Consider the following 20,148-nt stretch of genomic DNA (forward strand, 5'->3'; position numbering starts at 1 on the left):
TTTTTACGCGGCATTAAACTGCCCATTCATCAAACTAACGATAACTTCCCGCATCTGGGCAATAGATTGCAGCTGATAGTCACCCGTTTCCTGAACCTGAGCTAAAGTGGACGCGATCGCTTCCAACTTTTGCCGCATCTCATTAATGCGATCCTGATAAGGCTGTAGCATTTCCTGATAAACATTCACCCTGCTCCAAAGTTCAGCTAAAGCCGTCCTCGACGAAAGCAAATTCTGCTCTAGCTGCTTAATTTGGTTGCGAGTTGCCTCTTGTTCGCCAGCTTGATGATCGATCATTCCCTGCGCTTGGCTGATTGAGAGGCGCATCTGCTCAACCTGACTTTCCAGCTTTTGCAGTTCCTCGGATTGTTGTTGTCGTTGCCCGTCCAGCTGACTCAGAACAGGCCCCAAATCAATTTTCTGGTTGTCCTGCTGCCCATCAGATTCCGTAACCCCCTGCCGTCGCCGCAGCACCCGCTGGTGCTGGTTCAAAATCTCTTCTCGCTCCCGCAGATTTCGGCGTTGACCTACCAGCGTTTCGTCTAGCATTTGGTAGCAATCCTGCTCCTCTGCCAGTTCATTCTCCAGACTCATCCGGTCATACTCGCTGGCTTGGTTGATCTTCGCCTGCAACTCGTCCACCGTCTGGCGCTGAAATGTCAGCTCTTCTTCCTGGTCGTTGACAAAGCGCACCACTTTTTCCAAATCCTGCTGCAAGTTTTGCACAACTTCTTGCAGCTCTCCTAACGGCATTTTCTCCAGGGCTTCCAGATCGATTTTCTGACTAATTTTGACATCTGCTGAAGTCGTTGCCAGACGGTTAAGTTGCTCGTAAAGCTCTTGTTGGGTTCGCAACTGGAGATCCTGCATCCGAGCAAACTCCTGCTTCATTTCCAGAGCATTCTGAAACACCATCCGCTCCGAACGCGCCTTTTCCAAAGCATTTTCAGCTTGCTTCAACTCCTCGGTGCGCCTTTGCAGCTCTTGAGTTTGCCGATCCACATCTCCTTGCATCTGGGTAGCGCTATTGCGTTGTTGCTCCAGCTGCTGCCAATGCCCATTAAGCAATTCCTGCTGCCCATTGACAATTTCAAAAGCCAGATTCAGTTGTTCCCGGATCGCTTCAGTGGGCGCGATCGCCCCCGCTAAACGATCCAGCAATTCCCGAATCTTTTGCCCTTGAGTCTCATCTAATACCGTTCCCTGGTGATACTCCGCCTGTCGCTCCTCCAGCCGTCTTGTCTCGCCCCGCAGGTGTTCCCAAGCTCCCTCCAACTCCAGGCGGTTGCGCTCAAACTCCTCCCGCAGTCGCTGAGTTTCCTCCCGCGCCGTGTCAATCTCCTGACGCTGCGCCTCCAGCCGTTCAAAATCTTCATCCAACTGCGCCAGTTGTTCCACCCGCGCTTCCATTTCCATCTCGCGGCGGTTCAGCTCCTGACTCTGATAAGTCAGCGACTGCTTCCACTGTTCAATTTCTTCTTCCTGGGTTTTTGACTTTTCCAGCTGGCGAGAGAAATTTTGCAAAATGCTCACCAACTGCCGCCCCGCCTCCGTCGGCGGACGCTGCACTTGTTTATTTCCACTCAGCTCGACTAACACCAAGACGCCAGCATTAAAATTATTGGCTTCATCGGGAGCGGGAATTACTTCATCAGCAGTCACCGCACTCCAACTCTGGTCAGTCCGCTGACAAGCCAGCAGTTTTAGGTCGGTCTTAAAACCCATTAACCCAGATTTCTGCTTTTGTACTTCTGCTAGATACAGCACACTGATGGTCCTCTTGATGTGTGTTGTGCCTGATTCTTGACCGACCTTTGGCCCAACCAGAGCCATAAGGTGACAATTGCGTAAGGCTAATACAATCGAGATCCTAACCTTTTGTGTCCCTGTTGTGGGAGTGGCAACCCATAAGGCTTTGAAAGAGAGTAATTGACACCCCGCTCTTAGCCATTATGACTGGTGGTCAGTTTTCTGTGGAAAAACCCAATGAATAAGCCCGTATTGGCAGCGCCGTCAAGACTTAAATTAAACTAAATATATTTCGATTTTCTGTTTATTTAATATCTAACTTGAAAACCCGCCCAATCTCAACACTGTATGTCAGATAGTTTCATTTTCCGTTGAGCTTATCTTCATCGGAAGCAATCTCTAAAGCATTCGTCTTGCTACGAGTCCAGATTCAAGCTAAGCATTTTCACCTCCCCACCAGAACGATCCCTGGTACTGTATTATCTGGTTCAATCCGTTGCCAAAAGAAAAAGGGCATAATTGTAAAGAATTTTATAGCAGACATGGCCAATTAAATCAACACTTCCCCCGAATACAGCATTAACTTTTTTCTTAAAACGGTAATTAGGAGAGCCTTTTCATTACATGCAGGGAACGTTAAATGAAATTGATATACGCAGCATCCTGCAACTGATCGAATTAGGTCAGCGAACAGGGGAATTATTTGTAGAGGCATACAGCCATTCTGCCTCTGGTGCCTCGGAGAGTGCAGGAGCGCGATCGCGTAATATGCCCGGACGCGAAGCCAAACTAAAAGAACCAGGCCCCTTCTGGTTCGTCTTCTTCCACAACGGGCAAATAGCTTATGCTAGCGATGGCACTCTCAGCCTATCGCGCCTGCGCGATTACCTGCGTCGCTACCGAGCCGACACCGCCCTCAACAACCTAGAAGTCCCCGCAATTGATTCCATAAACGCGCCAGAGTACGGCTACCTGTGGGCAATGCTCGAAAATCATATCCTCACACCAGCACAAGGGCGCAGTATCATCCGCAGCATGGTACAAGAAACCCTCTTCGACCTTTTGGGCCTCCACCAAGGAGCTTTCATCTTCGACATCGGGCCAGCACTAGCACCCCAACTAACCACCCTAGAAATTGCCCCGCTAGTCGCCAAAATCATGAAGCAGGTGCAGGAGTGGAAACAGTTTCATCCCCACATCCAGTCCCCCGACCAATGCCCAGTAATTACAGATCCCGCAGGTTTAGGCAACGCCCTCCCGCACACTGCCTTTAACACCTTAGAGCGTCAGCTAGACGGAAAAACATCCCTGCGCCAGCTATCCCGATACTTGAACCGCGATATCTTAACCGTAGCTAGAGCGATCTATCCTTATGTACAACAAGGCTGGGTACAACTACTAAATTCCACCAACGACGAAACCATAGGAGCAGGTTTCAAACCCCCCCGTACCAAAGTAGGCGTAGGATTAAAACCTGATCCAACCCAAGAAACCCAAGTTCCTCGCGTTGTCTGTATTGAAGATGACGTTGCCATAGGAAAAGCAGTTGAATATACCCTAAATCAACAGGGTTACGAAGCAGTTGCGATTAACAATCCCCTGCAAGCCCTTAGTCTCGTCTTCCAACTCAAACCCGACCTGATCCTCTGCGACCTAGCAATGCCAGAACTAGACGGATATGAAATTTGTGCCATGCTCCGCAAGTCAACAGCTTTTCGGCAAACGCCCATCGTCATGCTGACAGGCAAAGATGGATTTATCGACCGCGTTAGGGCGCGAATGGTAGGAGCAACTGACTACCTAACCAAGCCGTTTGGAGAAAGTGAGTTATTGATGCTACTAGAAAAATACATTGGCCCAGGCGAAAAGGAAGTTATACTCCCCGACAGCACCTACCCTTCCGGCTTAGATCGTGAGATAGAACAAACAGATGTACGGGCCGGGTAAAGAAACACACGAGCAGAGAGCAGAGAGAATTTTTTCCCTCTTCTACTAAAAAATTGCCCCGGCTTGGGGCTTTGGCTTAGTTAATGATTAATCTAGGAATAGACTATGGACTAGGGACGGTGAACTACAGACTATCGACTATCAGACACCACTGGAGTCATCAGCGCCGGAGCAAATCAGTATATATGTAAACTTAGCCCCGGCATGAGTCTAAAGTTAGATGGGATACTTGAATTATTAGAAGGTCTATGGGTGAACCAAGCGTGAGTCGTGAGCGTTCATGTTTGAACCGGCAGACAGGGAGGTAGAGAGTTATGAGTGTAGTTCTGGTTGTAGAAGACAGTCCCGCCCAACGGGCAATGATCTCAGACCTCCTAAAAGGAAGTGGGTTGACAGTTACAATTGCCACTGATGGCGTAGAAGCCTTGGAACAAATTCTCAAGTCTTGCCCCGATTTGGTGGTATTGGATATTGTTATGCCTCGGATGAATGGTTATGAGGTTTGCCGTCGGCTCAAAGCTGACCCAAAAACTCAGAATGTTCCAGTTGTAATGTGTTCCTCGAAAGGAGAAGAATTTGACCGCTATTGGGGCATGAAACAAGGTGCAGATGCTTACATAGCCAAACCTTTTCAGCCAACCGAGCTGATTGGTACGGTAAAACAGCTGCTACGAGGCTAAAAATCAATTAAAAATTAAAGATGAAAACTTAAAAACTTTTTCTTCATTTTTAATTTTTGATTTTTAATTAGAGGAGATGGAATGGTAGGCAATCCAGACTTTTTAACAAGCAGCGGTCAAGATCACTCACCGGATTTTCAGGAACTAGAGAGTCCTGAAGGCGAATTACATTTGCGTTTCTACGTTCCTTCAGGTAATGAGTTTGCCTTGGGAGCAAGTGGAATCCGCGAAGTGATTTCCTCGTCACCAGACAGGATTACTCCCATTCCCAATGCTTCTCCCTTACTATTGGGAACACTAAACTGGCGCGGACAAGTGATTTGGGTGGCAGACTTGGGTCAATTTTTAGGGGATTCCCAACCTTTGAATACAGATAAACCGGAAATTCCGGTGATTGCGGTTGAAGACCAGGACACTATGTTAGGTTTAGCTGTTGACCGTATTGTAGGGATGGACTGGCTTGATATCGATCAGGTGCAAATGCTAACCAACGTTCCAGACAGTATGGCGCCTTTTTTGCGAGGCGAGTGGTTGTTAGATGAAGCCAGCAATCAGTTTCTGAGATTGTTAGACCAAGTGGCAATTGTTCGCTCAGCGCGGTGGGCGGCATGAAAAGGCAAAAGTAAAAAGGCAAAAGGCAAAAGAAAAAACTTTTTTGCAGTTTTATATTTCTTTTTTTCTTGATTTTTACTTTTTACTTTTTACTTTTTACTTTTTACTTCTTTAGCTGGGGAAGGCAAATGAAATCAAGTACCGATTACTCACAAGAATATCAACACGCCTTTTCGGCATACACTCTGGGTAACTACGAAGAGGCGGCTACTATTATCGATCGCTTGGTCGAACATTATCCGGATGATCCGAATGCTCGAATCCTGAAAGGTCATATTTACTGTTATGGGTTACGGCAGTATGACATCGCACGGGAACAATATGAGTTGGTGTCTAGCCTCACTGACAATGCAGAATTTATTGATTGTGCCAACAATGGAATAGAATACGCTGTTTCTTGTCAAAACTACTCGGAATCAGTTGGTGTATCTGATACGCCAGTTGAAACCTATGAGTCAGGCAACCACGAAGAATTCGCGGATGGTGGCAATTATATTCCCGAAGAAATAGGGACATGGAATTCTCTGGAAGATCCAGACGCTAACGAAGCATGGAATTCCTCGCCAGCTTCAGACATGGAGACGGAAAATTTCGGCTCTCTAGATGATTTTGACTCTGGAGATTTTCAAGATATAGAGGCTTACCCAGAGGCTGATCCTTTTGGTAATCAGGCTTTTGAAAATTCAACTCTGGAGACACCAGCAAGCTATCACGATCCGTTTGTACAATCGTGGTCTGAAAACGACCTAGACGATCCGGTAGCAGATTCAAACAATTCGGCTTTTCCTATCGATGCCTTTAGTGACTTTGATGAACTGCCGAATGATGAATTTTCAGGTGATGACACATTCGACATTAGTCAAAGTTCGACATATGAACTTCCAAATGCTGCTGACTCTTTAGAAGCAAACAATTTCGAGCGCTTCCCTCTTGAAGATGAAACTCTTTTAATGAGGGCAAAAGAGCTGGAAAACGATCTAACTCCAGACGACAGTTTTGGATATGATAGCCTGGGTTCCACAGACGACACCGAACCGTATGGAACGATAAGTGACTCGATAGGCTCCCGAAATCGGTCGTTTGAGAGTCATCCTTACCAAGAAGACGTAACTTTTGTATCTCACTCTGACCAAAACGGCAACAGCGCTCAAGAGCATTTTGATTTTGAGGCTTTTGACGAAGCAATTAACTATGACTCGTTGGATTCGCTTTCATCAGATACTCCGAGTAGTAGCGGACTAAATACAAGTAGCAGCGACTTTTTAGACGAATTTGGTGATTTTGGCGATGATTTAGCTAGTATTCCAGATTTCGATTTGCAACGTGAAGGCAATAGTCAAGGATTCACTTCGGGTTCAGACTTGAGTGGAATTAGCCGGCGATCTTCGCCCAAAGATTTTGTCCGGAAAGTAGATAAGCGAATTCCATCTGGACAAGCTGGCGAGCTGGGTACTAGCGTTCAGGATGATGAAAATTTCACCTTCACTGGAACTAGCGAACAAGTACCGCACTTTTCCCCAGATGTTACCAGAGCTGAGGCAAACGTTACGGTTGAGCAAGGGCCGCTTGCTTTCTATGAAAATGCTCCTTTAAAAAGAAAACCGCTGATTGCAGCTGCGATCGCAGGAGTAGTTTCCGCCATCGTCGTCGCCGTAGTTAGCCAAATCTCCGCCAACGCCTCTCCCGCAGCCAACAAAGGCCCGATTGTTAACCATCTCCGCAGCACTGGCTGGGTCATGACTCTCTTTGCAGGTGCCGCCAGCTTTGGCACAACTTTAGCTTTAGGGCGAATCACTACCCAACAAATTAAAAGAGCCACTGAAGACCTGCAAAACCAATTTGAATCAGTTTCCAGTGGCAATTTCAACGCTCAAGCTACCGTCTACACAGAAGACGAATTTGGCACCCTAGCCGCTGGCTTTAACCAAATGTCTCGCGTTATCCTGATTACCACATCAGAATCCCAACGTAAAGCCGAAGAGCAAGAGCAAGCCAAAGAAGACTTACAACGGCAAGTTATTCGACTGCTGGATGACGTAGAAGGTGCTGCTCGTGGGGATCTCACCGTACAAGCAGAAGTCACCGCCGACGTGTTGGGAGCGGTTGCCGACTCGTTTAACCTGACAATTCAAAACCTGCGGGAAATTGTGCAGCAGGTGAAAATGGCTGCGCGACAAGTTAGTAAAAATGCTACTGATAGCGAATCTTTCGCCCGTAGTCTGTCAAGCGATGCCTTGCGTCAGGCAGAAGAGTTGGCAGTAACTCTGAACTCGGTTCAGGTGATGACCGGATCGATTCAGCGCGTTGCCGAGAATGCACGAGAAGCGGAAGATGTTGCCCGCGCCGCCTCTGCTACTGCCCTTCGGGGTGGGGAGTCGGTGGAAAGAACGGTTGCTGGTATTCTGCAAATTCGGGAAACAGTAGCAGAAACTACTCGAAAAGTCAAGAGACTTGCGGAATCTTCCCAGGAAATTTCCAAGATCGTCGCCTTGATTTCCGGAATTGCCTCCCGTACTAACCTGTTGGCGTTAAATGCCAGTATTGAGGCAGCACGGGCTGGCGAAGCGGGTCGCGGCTTCGCGGTGGTGGCAGATGAAGTGCGACAACTGGCAGACCGAGCCGCGAAAGCTCTTAAGGAAATTGAGCAGATCGTGTTACAAATCCAGCAGGAAACGGGTTCGGTGATGACGGCAATGGAAGAAGGCACCCAGCAGGTAATTGAGGGAACTAAACGGGCAGAACAGGCAAAGCGCAGTCTAGAAGACATCATTCAGGTGTCAAATCGCATTGATGCGCTAGTGCGTTCGATTACCGCTGACACTGTGGAACAGACAGAAACTTCTTCTGCTGTGGCTCAGGTGATGCAGTCGGTGGAACTGACCGCGCAAGAAACTTCACAGGAAGCTCAGAGGGTGTCCAATGCGCTGCAAAATCTGGTCGGCGTGGCGCGAGATTTGCTGACTTCCGTGGAACGCTTCCGCATCGAAGCTACCGAGGGAAAATAAGGGTCAGTTGGCGTTGTCAGGTTGTCAGGTGGGAAAGTTGTTAAAACATGACTTCGTTTCAAGAAGTTGAATCTTGCCTGAAGACTGACTAACGACTAATGACTAATGACTGGTGATGTCGATTTTGAGTAGATTGGGTACATTAAAAGCAATCTACTCAAGAGACAGCACTCAGCAATCATCAGGACACACAGGCGAGACACCTGTGCTACGCACTCAGCACTTAGCACTCAGCACTGATAGGGACACTGCTATGCAGCCGGAACAACAACAGCGAATCATGGGCTACTTTATTGAGGAGGCTAAAGACCACCTCAACACCATTGAACAGGGTTTGATGAATCTGCAAAGCACGATTGAAGACCCGGAAATGGTAAATGAAGTATTCCGCGCCGCCCATTCGGTTAAAGGAGGGGCGGCAATGCTAGGACTCAATAGCATTCAGAAAGCCTCCCACCGCTTAGAAGACTCTTTTAAAATTCTCAAAGAGTGTCCGGTGAAGATTGACCAAAAGCTGGAGTCCCTATTTTTGCGAGTTTCTGATACTCTCAAGGAACTGATAGAGCAACTAAGCGGCCCGTTCGGTCTGACGGAAGATATTGGCAACAGCATCATGTCAGGGGTGGAGCCTGTATTTGAGGAACTCAACCAGCACATGGCGTTACTGGTGGGCGGGGCTGGTGGCATGGCTTTAGAGGCGGCTAACAGCACTAAGGCTGAGGCACCAATGGTAATGTCTGCACAGTACGCTGGGAGCAGCGTTCGAGATGGGCAGGCGCAAAAAAGCGTATTTACAAGCGATGTGCTGAGCCAGCTGCGGGAGATGTTGCAGTTATTTAAGCAGCCGGACTCTGCCAGGTGTAGGGAAAAACTTCAGGAAATCTGCGGCAGTTTAGAGCTTTTGGGCGAGCAATTTGAGTTGCCAAAATGGTCGCAGCTGATTCGGACAGCTGGAAGCGCGATCGCTAATCCAGAAAATTCCTATCGCACTCTGGCCAGCGTCGTTATTAAAGAAATAAAACAAGCTCAAGAACTGGTGTTGGCAGGTCGGGAAACATCAATAGAGCCAAGTTCCCAGCTAAAAGCACTGATACCGTTAACTGCTGTAGTCGCGATTGGTGAAACTTACGAAGCAGAAAACTATCTCCAGGGAGCGATCGCTACTTTTGAGTCAGCACACCATACAAGCGATCGCACCGTATTGGCAGTAGAGGCGGGAAATCTCCACAATCATCACGCGGCCATTGATGGCGATCGCTACGCCGATACGCCAATCCAAGAAGAAATCGTTGCCTCCGTGTCCTCTGGCGCTACTTCTTGGCAGGAACAAGCCCTTTCGCCAGACGTAGATAATATGTTCTTTGAGCCAGCTAATAACAAAGGTCGGAGTAAAGAATCAGCCACCCACCGCGCCGACCCCAGCGGGCCAGAAGTGGGGATGGCAGAACTCAACAGCCTCGCAGACCTCTTTGAAGGCGAAAGTCCGGAACTAGATGAAACCTGGCAAGAAGAAGAAGTCCTCAGCGATGTTGGTCATGACCTGGTAAATGAGCGCCACGGGGAAAGCGATTTTGACGAAGAAGGCGATTCTTTCGATGATTTTTCCGATCTTTTGGGCGATTCATTAAGTGGAGTAGCAAAACCCTCCCCCACAGCCACAGGGGGAGACGAATTAACCAATTTATTTGGCGAAGACTTTGTAGACGAAGCAACAGTAGATGAGCAACCTTCTCTCCAATCGGTTGATGATGGCTTTGCCGATATGCTATTTGAGGACGATAGTTCGCTCAATACGACATCAGAAGATTTAAGCAGTCTCTGGGACGATAATTTCATAGACGAGGAAGAATCCGATTCACCAGAAATCGCAACAACAGCCACAGAAGCAACCGAACTGAGTGATGAAGATTTGGTTGTCATTCTGGCTGCTGACAATGTGGAAATGGCTGTAGCAGCGGCAGACTTGGAAGAATCATTTGGCGAGGATGGGAATGCTGTGGGTACAGATACCGACGAAAATGAATCTATTTTCGATGCAGCACCTGATTCACTGGAGTCGTTCGACTTTGAATTGACAGGAGAAACTTCCGACAACGAACTAGAAGATTGGGACACTCAACCAGTGATGTCCACCACAGACGCAGCAGATGACTGGACTGCGGACTGGTCGAGTGAAGATTTGCAAATACTTGATGGTGTTTCAGAAACAGAACCATCTTTGACCAGTTCTCCTGAAGATTGGTCAGATTCGATGTTTGCCGATGAGCTAAATGCAGATGCCGCTTTGAGCGACAATTTGAACGGCGGTATGATGGCAGATGACGAAAGTTGGACGACAGATGCTGGTTGGGAAGAAGAACCAGACTTTAGCAACTTGAATTTGTTTGAAACCCCAGTGGCTACACCAGAGAGTCAGAATGTTTTAGAAGAACTGGTGCTAGACGAAAACGGCGACCTTTGGCTTGAGGAAAATGGAAGTACCGCAGAGGAATTAGAAGTGTTTGGTTTGGATGGGGTAGGCGAAGCTATGCCAGATGAGGATGCGATCGCTTCTACCGAAACCAATGCTGTAAATGATGTGAACCTTGACTTTAACTGGCCCTTCACGTCCAATACTGAAGACACCAATCCAGCAGACACAGAAAACGGGTCAGCAGCAGACTTGGCGTGGGATACAATCGACAACCCAGTTCTATCAGAATCAACCTCAGCAGACGAAGATCCAAACAGCCAGGAATTTAATCAAACTCAGCTTGAAGATCCATTATCAGCTTTAGATAATCTGGAAATACCCAGTGAATGGGCAGCAGGCGATCCATTTGCACTCTCTGAAACCTCAGAAACAGCAACCACAACAGATGCACTGGAATTGCTTGATTTAGACAGTCCTCACCCCAGTCCCTTCAACATGGATTGGGATAGTGCAGCCGAAAGCGCGGCACCAGAGGAAAATGTTAACGAATATCTAGACGAACCGCTGAACTTAGACTTCACCGAACTCAACGAAGAAACCCCCCATACAGCACTGGATAACTTCTTTAGTGAAGAACCAGAAGCAACTGAAACTTCTGACTGGGATAGCAGCCTAGACTTAACGGGCTTTAACCTATCCGAAGCAAATACAGATGCGGATGCTTTTGATACTACCCAAGACGATAATATCACTGAGCTGGTTGACACAAGCTTAAGTGAGTCAGCAACCCTTCCATCCTCGGATGACTTATTTAATACAGCGGACACGTCTTTAGAATCATCAGTTTTTGATGACGCAGAAAATAGCCTAGTTGTGTTTGATACCGAACCATCTTCAAGTACAGATGCTTTGGATTGGAATGAACAAAACCTGTTATCTAGTGAAACTGACCCAGACTGGGAAATTCCCTCAGCAACGGTGCCACCAATAGAAGCCGAAAACATCGAGTCGATGTTCGGTGAGGATTTGTCAGCAACTACTGAGGCACTGGAACTATCAGATGAGGATTTATTTGCCAGCGACGACATGAACGCTGGCTGGGATATGTCTTCGATGCCAGCATCCGAAGCTGAAATGGACGATATGTTCGGTGAGGATTTGTCAGCCACACCATCTGAAAACCTGGACGATATGTTCGGTGAGGATTTATCTGGAACCACTGAGGCGTTGGAACTATCAGAGTCAGGTTTGTTTGCCAGCGACGACATGAACGCTGAGTGGAATATGTCTTCGATGCCAGCAGCCGAAGCCGAAAATCTAGACGATATGTTCGGTGAGGATTTGTCTGCAACACCAGCCGAAATGGACAATATGTTCGGTGAGGATTTGTCTGCAACACCAGCAGCCGAAGCCGAAATGGACGATATGTTCGGTGAGGATTTGTCTGGAACTACTCAAGCGCTGGAACTCGACAATCTGGACAATATGTTCGGTGAGGATTTGTCAGCCACACCAGCCGATAATCTGGACAATATGTTCGGTGAGGATTTGTCAGCCACACCACCACCAGTCGAAGCCGAAATGGACGATATGTTTGGTGAGGATTTATCTGGAAGTACGGAATCGCTGGAACTCGACAATCTGGACGATATGTTCGGTGAGGATTTGTCAGCCACACCAGCCGAAATGGACAATATGTTCGGTGAGGATTTGTCTGGAACTACTGAGGCGCTGGAACTATCAGAGTCAGGTTTGTTTGCCAGCGATGACATGAACGCCCAGTGGGATATGTCTTCAATGGCACCAGTCGAAGCCGAAATGGACGATATGTTCGGTGAGGATTTGTCAGCCACACCAGCCGAAATGGACAATATGTTCGGTGAGGATTTGTCAGCCACACCAGCCGAAATGGACAATATGTTCGGTGAGGATTTGTCAGCCACGCCAGCCGAAGCCGAAATGGACGATATGTTCGGTGAGGATTTATCTGGAACTACTCAATCGCTGGAATTTGACAATCTGGACAATATGTTCGGTGAGGATTTGTCAGCCACACCAGCCGAAATGGACGATATGTTCGGTGAGGATTTGTCAGCCACACCAGCCGAGATGGACAATATGTTCGGTGAGGATTTGTCTGGAACTACTCAAGCGCTGGAACTCGACAATCTGGACAATATGTTCGGTGAGGATTTGTCAGCCACACCAGCCGAGATGGACAATATGTTCGGTGAGGATTTGTCAGCCACACCAGCCGAGATGGACAATATGTTCGTTGAGGATTTGTCTGGAACTACTCAAGCGCTGGAACTCGACAATCTGGACAATATGTTCGGTGAGGATTTGTCAGCAGCCGAAGCCGAAATGGGCGATATGTTTGGTGAGGATTTGTCTGGAACTACTGAGGCGCTGGAACTCGACAATCTGGACAATATGTTCGGTGAGGATTTGCCAGCAGCCGAAGCCGAAATGGACGATATATTCGGTGAGGATTTGTCTGCAATGCCAGCAGCCGAAGCCGAAATGGACGATATGTTCGGTGAGGATTTGTCTGCAATGCCAGCTGCAATGCCAGCAGCCGAAAATCTGGACGATATGTTCAGTGAGGACTTGTCTGGAACTACTCAATCGCTGGAACTCGACAATCTGGACGATATGTTCGGTGAGGATTTGTCTGGAACTACTCAATCGCTGGAACTCGACAATCTGGACGATATGTTCGGTGAGGATTTGTCAGCCACACCACCAGTCGAAGCTGAAAATCTGGACGATATGTTCGGTGAGGATTTGTCTGGAACTACTCAATCGCTGGAACTCGACAATCTGGACAATATGTTCGGTGAGGATTTGTCAGCCACACCAGCCGAAAATCTGGACGATATGTTCGGTGAGGATTTGTCTGGAAGTACGGAATCGCTGGAACTATCAGAGTCAGATTTGTTTGCCAGCGACAACATGAACGCTGAGTGGGATATGTCTTCGATGCCACTAGCCGAAGCCGAAATGGACGATATGTTCGGTGAGGATTTGTCTGCAACACCAGCCGAAATGGACGGTATGTTCGGTGAGGATTTGTCTGGAACTACTGAAGATTTGTTTGCCAGCGACGACATGAACGCCGCGTGGGATATCTCACCAGCAGCAATGTCACCCACCGAAAATCTGGAAGATATGTTCGGTGAGGATGTGTCTGCAACTAATGAGGCGCTAGATTTGGATGCAGATAATTTGTTGGGTAGTGAACTGGATGCAGACTGGGATATGCTGTCAGCAGCCGTGCCTGAAGATGCGGACTTGACCCAAGCGGATTTGTTAGGTGTTGAGCCAGCCGAAATCGGAGATATGCTAGATTTTGAGGAGGATCTATTTACTGCCCAGATGCCTTCACAAGATTTAGCGATCGCTACAAATCAGCTGAATCAGATAGAAGCGCTTTGGGGCTTGACAGCAGAAGAAGAAAATGATATAGAGACTTCTGAAACGACTGAAGGACTAAGCACCGCTGATTTTAACTCTCTGTCTTTTGAAGAAGACAAGGTATCAACCGCCGAATTTTTGGGAGCAGATGAGTTTGACGAGTTAGATTCCTTGCTGGGTGAGGATGCAATCGGGGATCAAATAACCCCTGACCTGGTACTAAACAATGAGTTTGACGAGTTAGATTCCTTGCTGGGTGAACAGGAGACGGCATCAGCAGATATACTCGATGAGTTTGCTGACCTGGAAGCCTTACTAGGAGATGAACCGCAGGCCATTACTCCCAAAGCGAAGCAGGCATCCAAGAGCGCTGCACCCGCAAGCAACACTATTGATGATGAATTTGGGGATTTGGAGATACTGCTGGGGCAAGCTGAGGAGACAATGGGCGTACCAAGGAGTGCGAAAACCAGCTCTAGTCCAGTTCGCCCGGTGAATCGTACCCGCCAAATTAAGGTGTTTGAGCAAACAATGCGGGTGCCAGTCAAACATCTGGATAACCTCAGCAACCTGGTTGGGGAATTGGTCGTGAACCGCAACACCTTGGAGCAGGATCAAGAACGCCTGCGGCAATTCTTGGATAACTTACTGCACCAGGTACAGCAACTCAGCGATGTGGGTGCGAGAATGCAGGATCGGTATGAGCGATCGCTTCTGGAAAGCTCCCTCCTCGCCAGCCGTCAGGGTAATCGGTTCAACCCACGCGGCGATCGCGATTCCCAATCCCAAGATAATACCCCCCCAAATAGCCGATTTGGTTTGGGTGAGCTAGAACTCGATTTGTTTACGCCTTTCCACACCTTATCCCAGGAAATCATTGAGCTGATTGTCCGAGTCCGAGAGTCGGCTGCTGACATCGAATTCCTGGTCGATGAAACCGATCAGGTGGCTCGGATGCTCCGGCAGATAACGTCTCAGCTGCAAGAAGGGCTGACGCGAAGTCGAATGGTGCCTTTTGCCAATACAGCCGATCGCTTACCCCGTGCCGTGCGCGACATTTCTATCCGTTGTGGCAAGCAAGCAGAACTGCACATAGAAGGTCGGGAAACCTTGCTCGACAAAGTGATCCTCGAACACCTCTCCGACCCGATGACGCACCTGATTAACAATGCCATTACCCACGGCATTGAAACCCCAGAAGTGCGTAAAGCTGCTGGTAAACCGCCAGTAGGTCGGATTACCATCCGCGCTTTCCACCAAGGCAACCAAACCGTGATTTCTGTATCCGATGATGGAGCAGGTGTTGATGCCGAAAGGGTGAAAAGCAAAGCGATTGAAAAGGGTTTGATTACCCCAGATCAAGCCACAACCATGACCCGTTTGGATGTGTACGATCTGCTGTTCCACCCCGGTTTTACTACCAAAGACAAAGAAGACGAATTCGCAGGTCGTGGTATTGGGATGAACGTAGTTCGGGAAAACTTGACCGAAATTCGCGGTGTCATTAACACAGACTCCACGTTGGGCAAGGGAACCACCTTTACCGTCCGCCTACCCCTCACCTTAAGTATCTGTAAAGCCCTCTGCTGCCTGATCGACAGAACCCGCATTGCCTTCCCAATGGATGGGGTGGAAGATATGCTGGATGTGCCTCAAGAACGCATCCAAACTAACGCTGAAGGTCAGACCTGTATCTACTGGCGCGATTCACTAATGCCCTTCCAACCTCTTAGTGAATTGCTGACATACAATCGTCACCTCAGTCGAGGCAACGTTTATGGCGGCAAACGGGACGACGATATGATTTCGGTTGTGGTGCTACGCAGTTCTGGCAACTACATTGCCGTCCAGGTGGATCAGGTGTTAGGCGAGCAGGAAATTGTAATTAAGCAACTGGAAGGCCCTGTACCCAAGCCCCTTGGCGTTGCTGGTGCTACTGTCCTGGGGGATGGTCGGATTATGCCTATTGCCGACGTTCTAGAGCTGATTGACTTAGCAACGGGACGAATCGGAAAAGACCGTGGCGTGTCTCTGTGGGATAAGAGTGGTGTTCCTGCGCCTGTGGAAGTTCCAGAGGTTAAGACCGATCCGATGGTCTTGATTGTGGATGACTCGATTACGGTGCGCGAACTGCTCTCTATGACCTTCAACAAGGCGGGATACCGCGTGGAACAAGCCCGTGACGGTCAGGAAGCCTGGGATAAGCTCCGCTCAGGTCTACCTTGCGAGATTGTCTTCTGTGACATTGAAATGCCCCGCATGGACGGTCTGGAGCTGCTCTCGCGGATTCAGAAAGACCCCACACTCAGCCATCTGCCAGTGGCAATGCTGACCTCTCGCGGCGCTAGCAAGCACCAGCAAATGGCAGCTCAATTTGGAGCTAAGGGTTACTTTACCAAGCCTTATTTGGAAGAGGTGCTTCTCGATGCAGCGCAGCGAATGATTAAAGGTGAGGTGTTGCTGAGTATCAATAGCAACGCTTAACTAAGTATGGGCAATATGTAGAGACGTTGTATACGTCTCTACATATTGCCCGCATTTTTATATTGGTTATGAGAAAAAGGACGCGATCGCATCTTTTGGACACCAGTTAAAATCGCATCTTTTGGACATCAGTTAAAAATGATGGCATTTTTGCTCAACAGAATTAACCCATACACCTGATAAGCTTATGAGGTTGTATTGAAGTAAACAGATCGCCAATTTCTTAAAAATGAAAACTCCAAAACTCTTGTCAGCACTTATATTATTTATACTTTCTCTGTCATTCGTATTTATAGTAAATCATATTCCCGTAACTAACCCCATTCCCGTAAGTAATGCTAATGAATCAGTTTTAAATCCACTTTTTAAAGATACTGAGGGTGCTTTTGTTCTATACGATCTCAAGAACAATAAGTATATTCGATACAATGAATCGCGTTGTCGCCAAAGATTTAGCCCCCACTCAACCTTTAAAATTCCTAACGCATTAATTGCCTTAGAAACTGGTGTTGTTAAAGACGAAAATGTTATAACTCCTTACGCTAGTGACAAGCATCCATCTGAGGCATGGTGGCCTGCCGAGTGGCAACAGGATAACAGCCTTCGTTCAGGAATGAAATACTCGGTTGTCTGGTATTATCAAGAGATTGCTAAACAAGTAGGTAAGGAAAGATACAACAAATATCTCCAGCAATTCCAGTATGGAAATGAAGATATTTCTGGGCCAATCGACCAGTTTTGGCTTGGTAGTTCCTTGGAAATATCGCCAAATGAAGAAGTGGAATTCTTAAAGAAGTTCTACAATGAGGAATTATCTGTATCCAAGCGCACAACTGATATTGTCAAAGATATTCTGGTTTTAGAAAAAACTAATTCTTACAAACTTAGTGGAAAAACAGGTTTAAGTGGGGTAGTTAATGGAAAAGCTTTAGGTTGGTTTATTGGTTATTTAGAAAGAGAAGACAATGTTTATTTCTTTGCTACTAACCTAGAAGCTACTTCTAAAGAAGCACTCATGAAAAAACGAATCCAGCTAACTAAGCAAATTTTGACAGAATTAGGGCTGCTGTGAAACCAATAATCTAGGGCGCGCGAACATAGAGTAAATCTGACGCTAGACTGGACAGTGTTGCCTAAAGTCTAACCCTATGTCATATCCAGATAAACCCCTAGCCTACCCAACTAGCCAAAAAGTCGATCAAGTTGATGACTATCACGGTACAAAAGTAGAAGATCCTTACCGATGGCTTGAAGATCCAGACTCAGATGAAACAAAGGCTTGGGTGGAAGCACAAAACCAGGTCACTTTTGAATACTTAAATGAAATTACAGTCCGCGAAAAGATTAAGCAGCGGCTAACCCAATTGTGGGATTATGAGAAATTTAGTATTCCTTTTAAAGAAGGCGATCGCGCACTTCGCTACTTCTATTTCAAAAACGATGGCTTACAAAATCAAAGCGTCTTATACACTTTAATTTCCCTCGACGCTGAACCAAAAGTTTTACTCGATCCCAATAAGCTTTCAGAAGATGGCACAGTCGCCTTGTCTGGCGTTTCCATTAGCGAAGACGCTAAACTGATGGCCTATGGTTTATCTACCTCTGGTTCCGATTGGCAAGAGTGGAAAGTACGCGACATTGAAACAGGCGAAGAAATATCAGATAATCTAAAATGGATTAAATTCTCTGGCGCATCTTGGACTAAAGACAATCAAGGCTTTTTCTACAGTCGCTACGACCAACCCAACGAAGAAACAAAATTAGAAGACGTTAATTATTACCAAAAACTCTACTACCACCAGTTAGGTAAACCACAGTCAGAAGATATTCTGATCTATCATCGCCCGGATCAAAAGGAATGGGGATTCAGCGGTGGTGTAACTGAGGACGGACGTTACCTAATTATCAGCGTTTGGTTAGGAACTGACCCGAAAAATTTGATTTTCTACAAGGATTTGGAAAACCCAAATGCTGAGGTAGTAGAACTTATTAACGAGTTTGAGGCTAACTATAGCTTTATCGACAATGATGGTGATGTGTTCTGGTTCCGCACCGATCTGGATGCGCCACGCGGTCGCGTTATTGCTATTGATACCAAAAACCCAGCGCGATCGCAATGGCAAGAAATTATCCCCCAAACCGATGAAGTCCTTGAAAGTGTCGGACTGCTAAATAATCAATTTGTGGTTGATTATCTAAAAGATGCCCACACACAAGTTAAAATTTTCGACCTAAATGGCGCATTTGTCCGGGAAGTCGAATTACCGGGAATCGGTTCTGCTGGTGGTTTTAGCGGCAAGCGCTACGACACGGAAACCTTTTACAGTTTCACCAGCTTTACCACACCAGCAACTATCTATCACTACGACATGGTAAGCGGAGAAAGTAAAATTTTCCGCCAACCCAAGGTTGATTTCAATCCCGGCGATTACGAGACAAACCAGGTATTTTACAGCAGCAAAGATGGCACCCAAGTGCCTATGTTTATCACCCACAAAAAAGGGTTGCAACTGGATGGAAATAACCCAACATATCTTTATGGCTACGGCGGTTTCAATGTCTCTCTAACACCAAGCTTTTCTGTTGGGAGTTTGATCTGGCTAGAAATGGGCGGAGTTTATGCGATTCCCAATCTGCGCGGTGGCGGTGAATATGGTGAGGAATGGCACCAGGCAGGAACGAAGCTAAATAAACAGAATGTTTTTGATGATTTCATCACCGCAGCCGAGTGGCTGATTTCCAATAAGTACACAAAGCCTGCAAAACTAGCTATCGGCGGCGGCAGCAATGGGGGATTATTAGTGGGTGCTTGTTTGGCACAACGCCCGGATTTATTTGGTGCGGCATTGCCTGCTGTCGGCGTGATGGATATGTTGCGTTTCCATAAGTTTACGATTGGCTGGGCTTGGTGTTCTGAGTATGGTTCTGCGGAAAACCCAGATGAGTTTAAGGCGCTTTATGCTTATTCGCCGCTGCACAATCTAAAAAGCGAAACGTCCTATCCAGCTACGATGATCACAACAGCAGATCACGACGATCGCGTGGTGCCTGCCCACAGTTTCAAGTTTGCTGCTGCTTTGCAAGAGGCACACGCGGGTAAAAATCCGGTGTTAATTAGAATTGAGACTAAAGCGGGACATGGTGCTGGGAAGCCAACAGCTAAAATTATTGAAGAAGTTGCAGACAAGTGGGCTTTCTTAGTGCGTTCTCTGGACATAGCAGTTGACATTTAACATAACGTGGGGTGGGCGATGCCCACCTTACTAACTAACTAATACCTAACAAATATAGGGAGCAATACGCTGGAAAAAATAATAAAAAAAATTAGACGTATGATTTCAAAATCAGCCGGAGTTATTGAGCAATCGGGGGTAATTCCATACCGGATCAAAAACGGTAAAATCGAAGTTTTGTTAATCACTTCTTCGACAGGGAAACGCTGGGTGATTCCCAAAGGAATGATTGAGTTTATGATGTCACCGCAAGATTCGGCAGCAAAGGAAGCCTGGGAAGAAGCTGGAGTCATTGGCCAGGTACTGCCTACAACAATGGGTACTTACGACTATCAAAAGTGGGGGCGTACTTGTCGAGTTGAGACCTTTTTGTTACAAGTTGAAACGGTGCTGGAAGATTGGCCGGAAGCTAAGTTAAGAAAGCGAGAGTGGCTTAGTGTTAAACAAGCAGTTAAGCACATTCAGGAAGCAGAACTAAAGCAAATTCTTATGGCTTTGCCTGATACATTATTAACTTTACAATCGCCTCCGGAATAGCTTGAGCTATTGCTGATTCTATAAGGATAGTTGTAGGGTGTTTATTGCTCACCCTACTTATCCAAATGTAT

9 protein-coding genes are annotated in these 20,148 nt (G+C 47.1%); 8 read left to right on the plus strand and 1 reads right to left on the minus strand.

Features of this window, described 5'->3' with window-relative positions:
* Positions 1 to 3: 3 nt before the first annotated feature.
* Complete coding sequence (gene hmpF / locus H6F74_RS17430; RefSeq protein WP_190443314.1) at positions 4 to 1,767, minus strand: pilus motility taxis protein HmpF; 1,764 nt, start codon at positions 1,765 to 1,767, stop codon at positions 4 to 6.
* 606 nt (positions 1,768 to 2,373) lie between these two features.
* Here hmpF and H6F74_RS17435 point away from each other — a divergent pair.
* From H6F74_RS17435 to H6F74_RS17475, 8 genes are all read left to right on the plus strand, one after another.
* Positions 2,374 to 3,696, plus strand: coding sequence for a response regulator (locus H6F74_RS17435; RefSeq protein ID WP_190443316.1), 1,323 nt, complete (start codon positions 2,374 to 2,376; stop codon positions 3,694 to 3,696).
* A gap of 314 nt (positions 3,697 to 4,010) precedes the next feature.
* Positions 4,011 to 4,376 (plus strand): response regulator, encoded by a 366-nt coding sequence (locus H6F74_RS17440; RefSeq protein WP_190414517.1) that lies wholly within the window; start codon positions 4,011 to 4,013, stop codon positions 4,374 to 4,376.
* An 81-nt stretch (positions 4,377 to 4,457) separates the two neighbouring features.
* Positions 4,458 to 4,988 (plus strand): chemotaxis protein CheW, encoded by a 531-nt coding sequence (locus H6F74_RS17445; protein ID WP_190420615.1) that lies wholly within the window; start codon positions 4,458 to 4,460, stop codon positions 4,986 to 4,988.
* Between the two features lie 128 nt (positions 4,989 to 5,116).
* Entirely contained in the window at positions 5,117 to 7,993 is a 2,877-nt protein-coding gene (locus H6F74_RS17450; RefSeq protein ID WP_190443317.1) for a methyl-accepting chemotaxis protein, read from the plus strand.
* Positions 7,994 to 8,108: 115 nt separating this feature from the next.
* Positions 8,109 to 16,307, plus strand: coding sequence for a response regulator (locus H6F74_RS29430; RefSeq protein WP_199301334.1), 8,199 nt, complete (start codon positions 8,109 to 8,111; stop codon positions 16,305 to 16,307).
* Positions 16,308 to 16,536: 229 nt separating this feature from the next.
* On the plus strand, positions 16,537 to 17,379 hold the full coding sequence (blaOXA, locus tag H6F74_RS17465; protein ID WP_190443319.1) for a class D beta-lactamase: 843 nt from the start codon (positions 16,537 to 16,539) through the stop codon (positions 17,377 to 17,379).
* A gap of 76 nt (positions 17,380 to 17,455) precedes the next feature.
* Positions 17,456 to 19,540, plus strand: coding sequence for a prolyl oligopeptidase family serine peptidase (locus tag H6F74_RS17470; protein WP_190443321.1), 2,085 nt, complete (start codon positions 17,456 to 17,458; stop codon positions 19,538 to 19,540).
* Between the two features lie 99 nt (positions 19,541 to 19,639).
* A complete protein-coding gene (locus tag H6F74_RS17475; RefSeq protein ID WP_190443323.1) occupies positions 19,640 to 20,077 on the plus strand; it encodes an NUDIX hydrolase in 438 nt (145 codons plus the stop codon).
* Positions 20,078 to 20,148 lie beyond the last annotated feature (71 nt).

Origin of the sequence: Trichocoleus sp. FACHB-90 (assembly GCF_014695505.1) — a bacterium.
Taxonomy (GTDB): domain Bacteria; phylum Cyanobacteriota; class Cyanobacteriia; order Cyanobacteriales; family FACHB-T130; genus Funiculus; species Funiculus sociatus.

What these genes read in the sequence shown, in the direction of transcription:
- H6F74_RS17435 (WP_190443316.1), top strand. Translation starts at nt 2,374, where the DNA reads ATGCAGGGAACGTTAAATGAAATTGATATACGCAGCATCCTGCAACTG.
- H6F74_RS17440 (WP_190414517.1), top strand. Translation starts at nt 4,011, where the DNA reads ATGAGTGTAGTTCTGGTTGTAGAAGACAGTCCCGCCCAACGGGCAATG.
- H6F74_RS17445 (WP_190420615.1), top strand. Translation starts at nt 4,458, where the DNA reads ATGGTAGGCAATCCAGACTTTTTAACAAGCAGCGGTCAAGATCACTCA.
- H6F74_RS17450 (WP_190443317.1), top strand. Translation starts at nt 5,117, where the DNA reads ATGAAATCAAGTACCGATTACTCACAAGAATATCAACACGCCTTTTCG.
- H6F74_RS29430 (WP_199301334.1), top strand. Translation starts at nt 8,109, where the DNA reads ATGTCGATTTTGAGTAGATTGGGTACATTAAAAGCAATCTACTCAAGA.
- blaOXA (WP_190443319.1), top strand. Translation starts at nt 16,537, where the DNA reads ATGAAAACTCCAAAACTCTTGTCAGCACTTATATTATTTATACTTTCT.
- H6F74_RS17470 (WP_190443321.1), top strand. Translation starts at nt 17,456, where the DNA reads ATGTCATATCCAGATAAACCCCTAGCCTACCCAACTAGCCAAAAAGTC.
- H6F74_RS17475 (WP_190443323.1), top strand. Translation starts at nt 19,640, where the DNA reads ATGATTTCAAAATCAGCCGGAGTTATTGAGCAATCGGGGGTAATTCCA.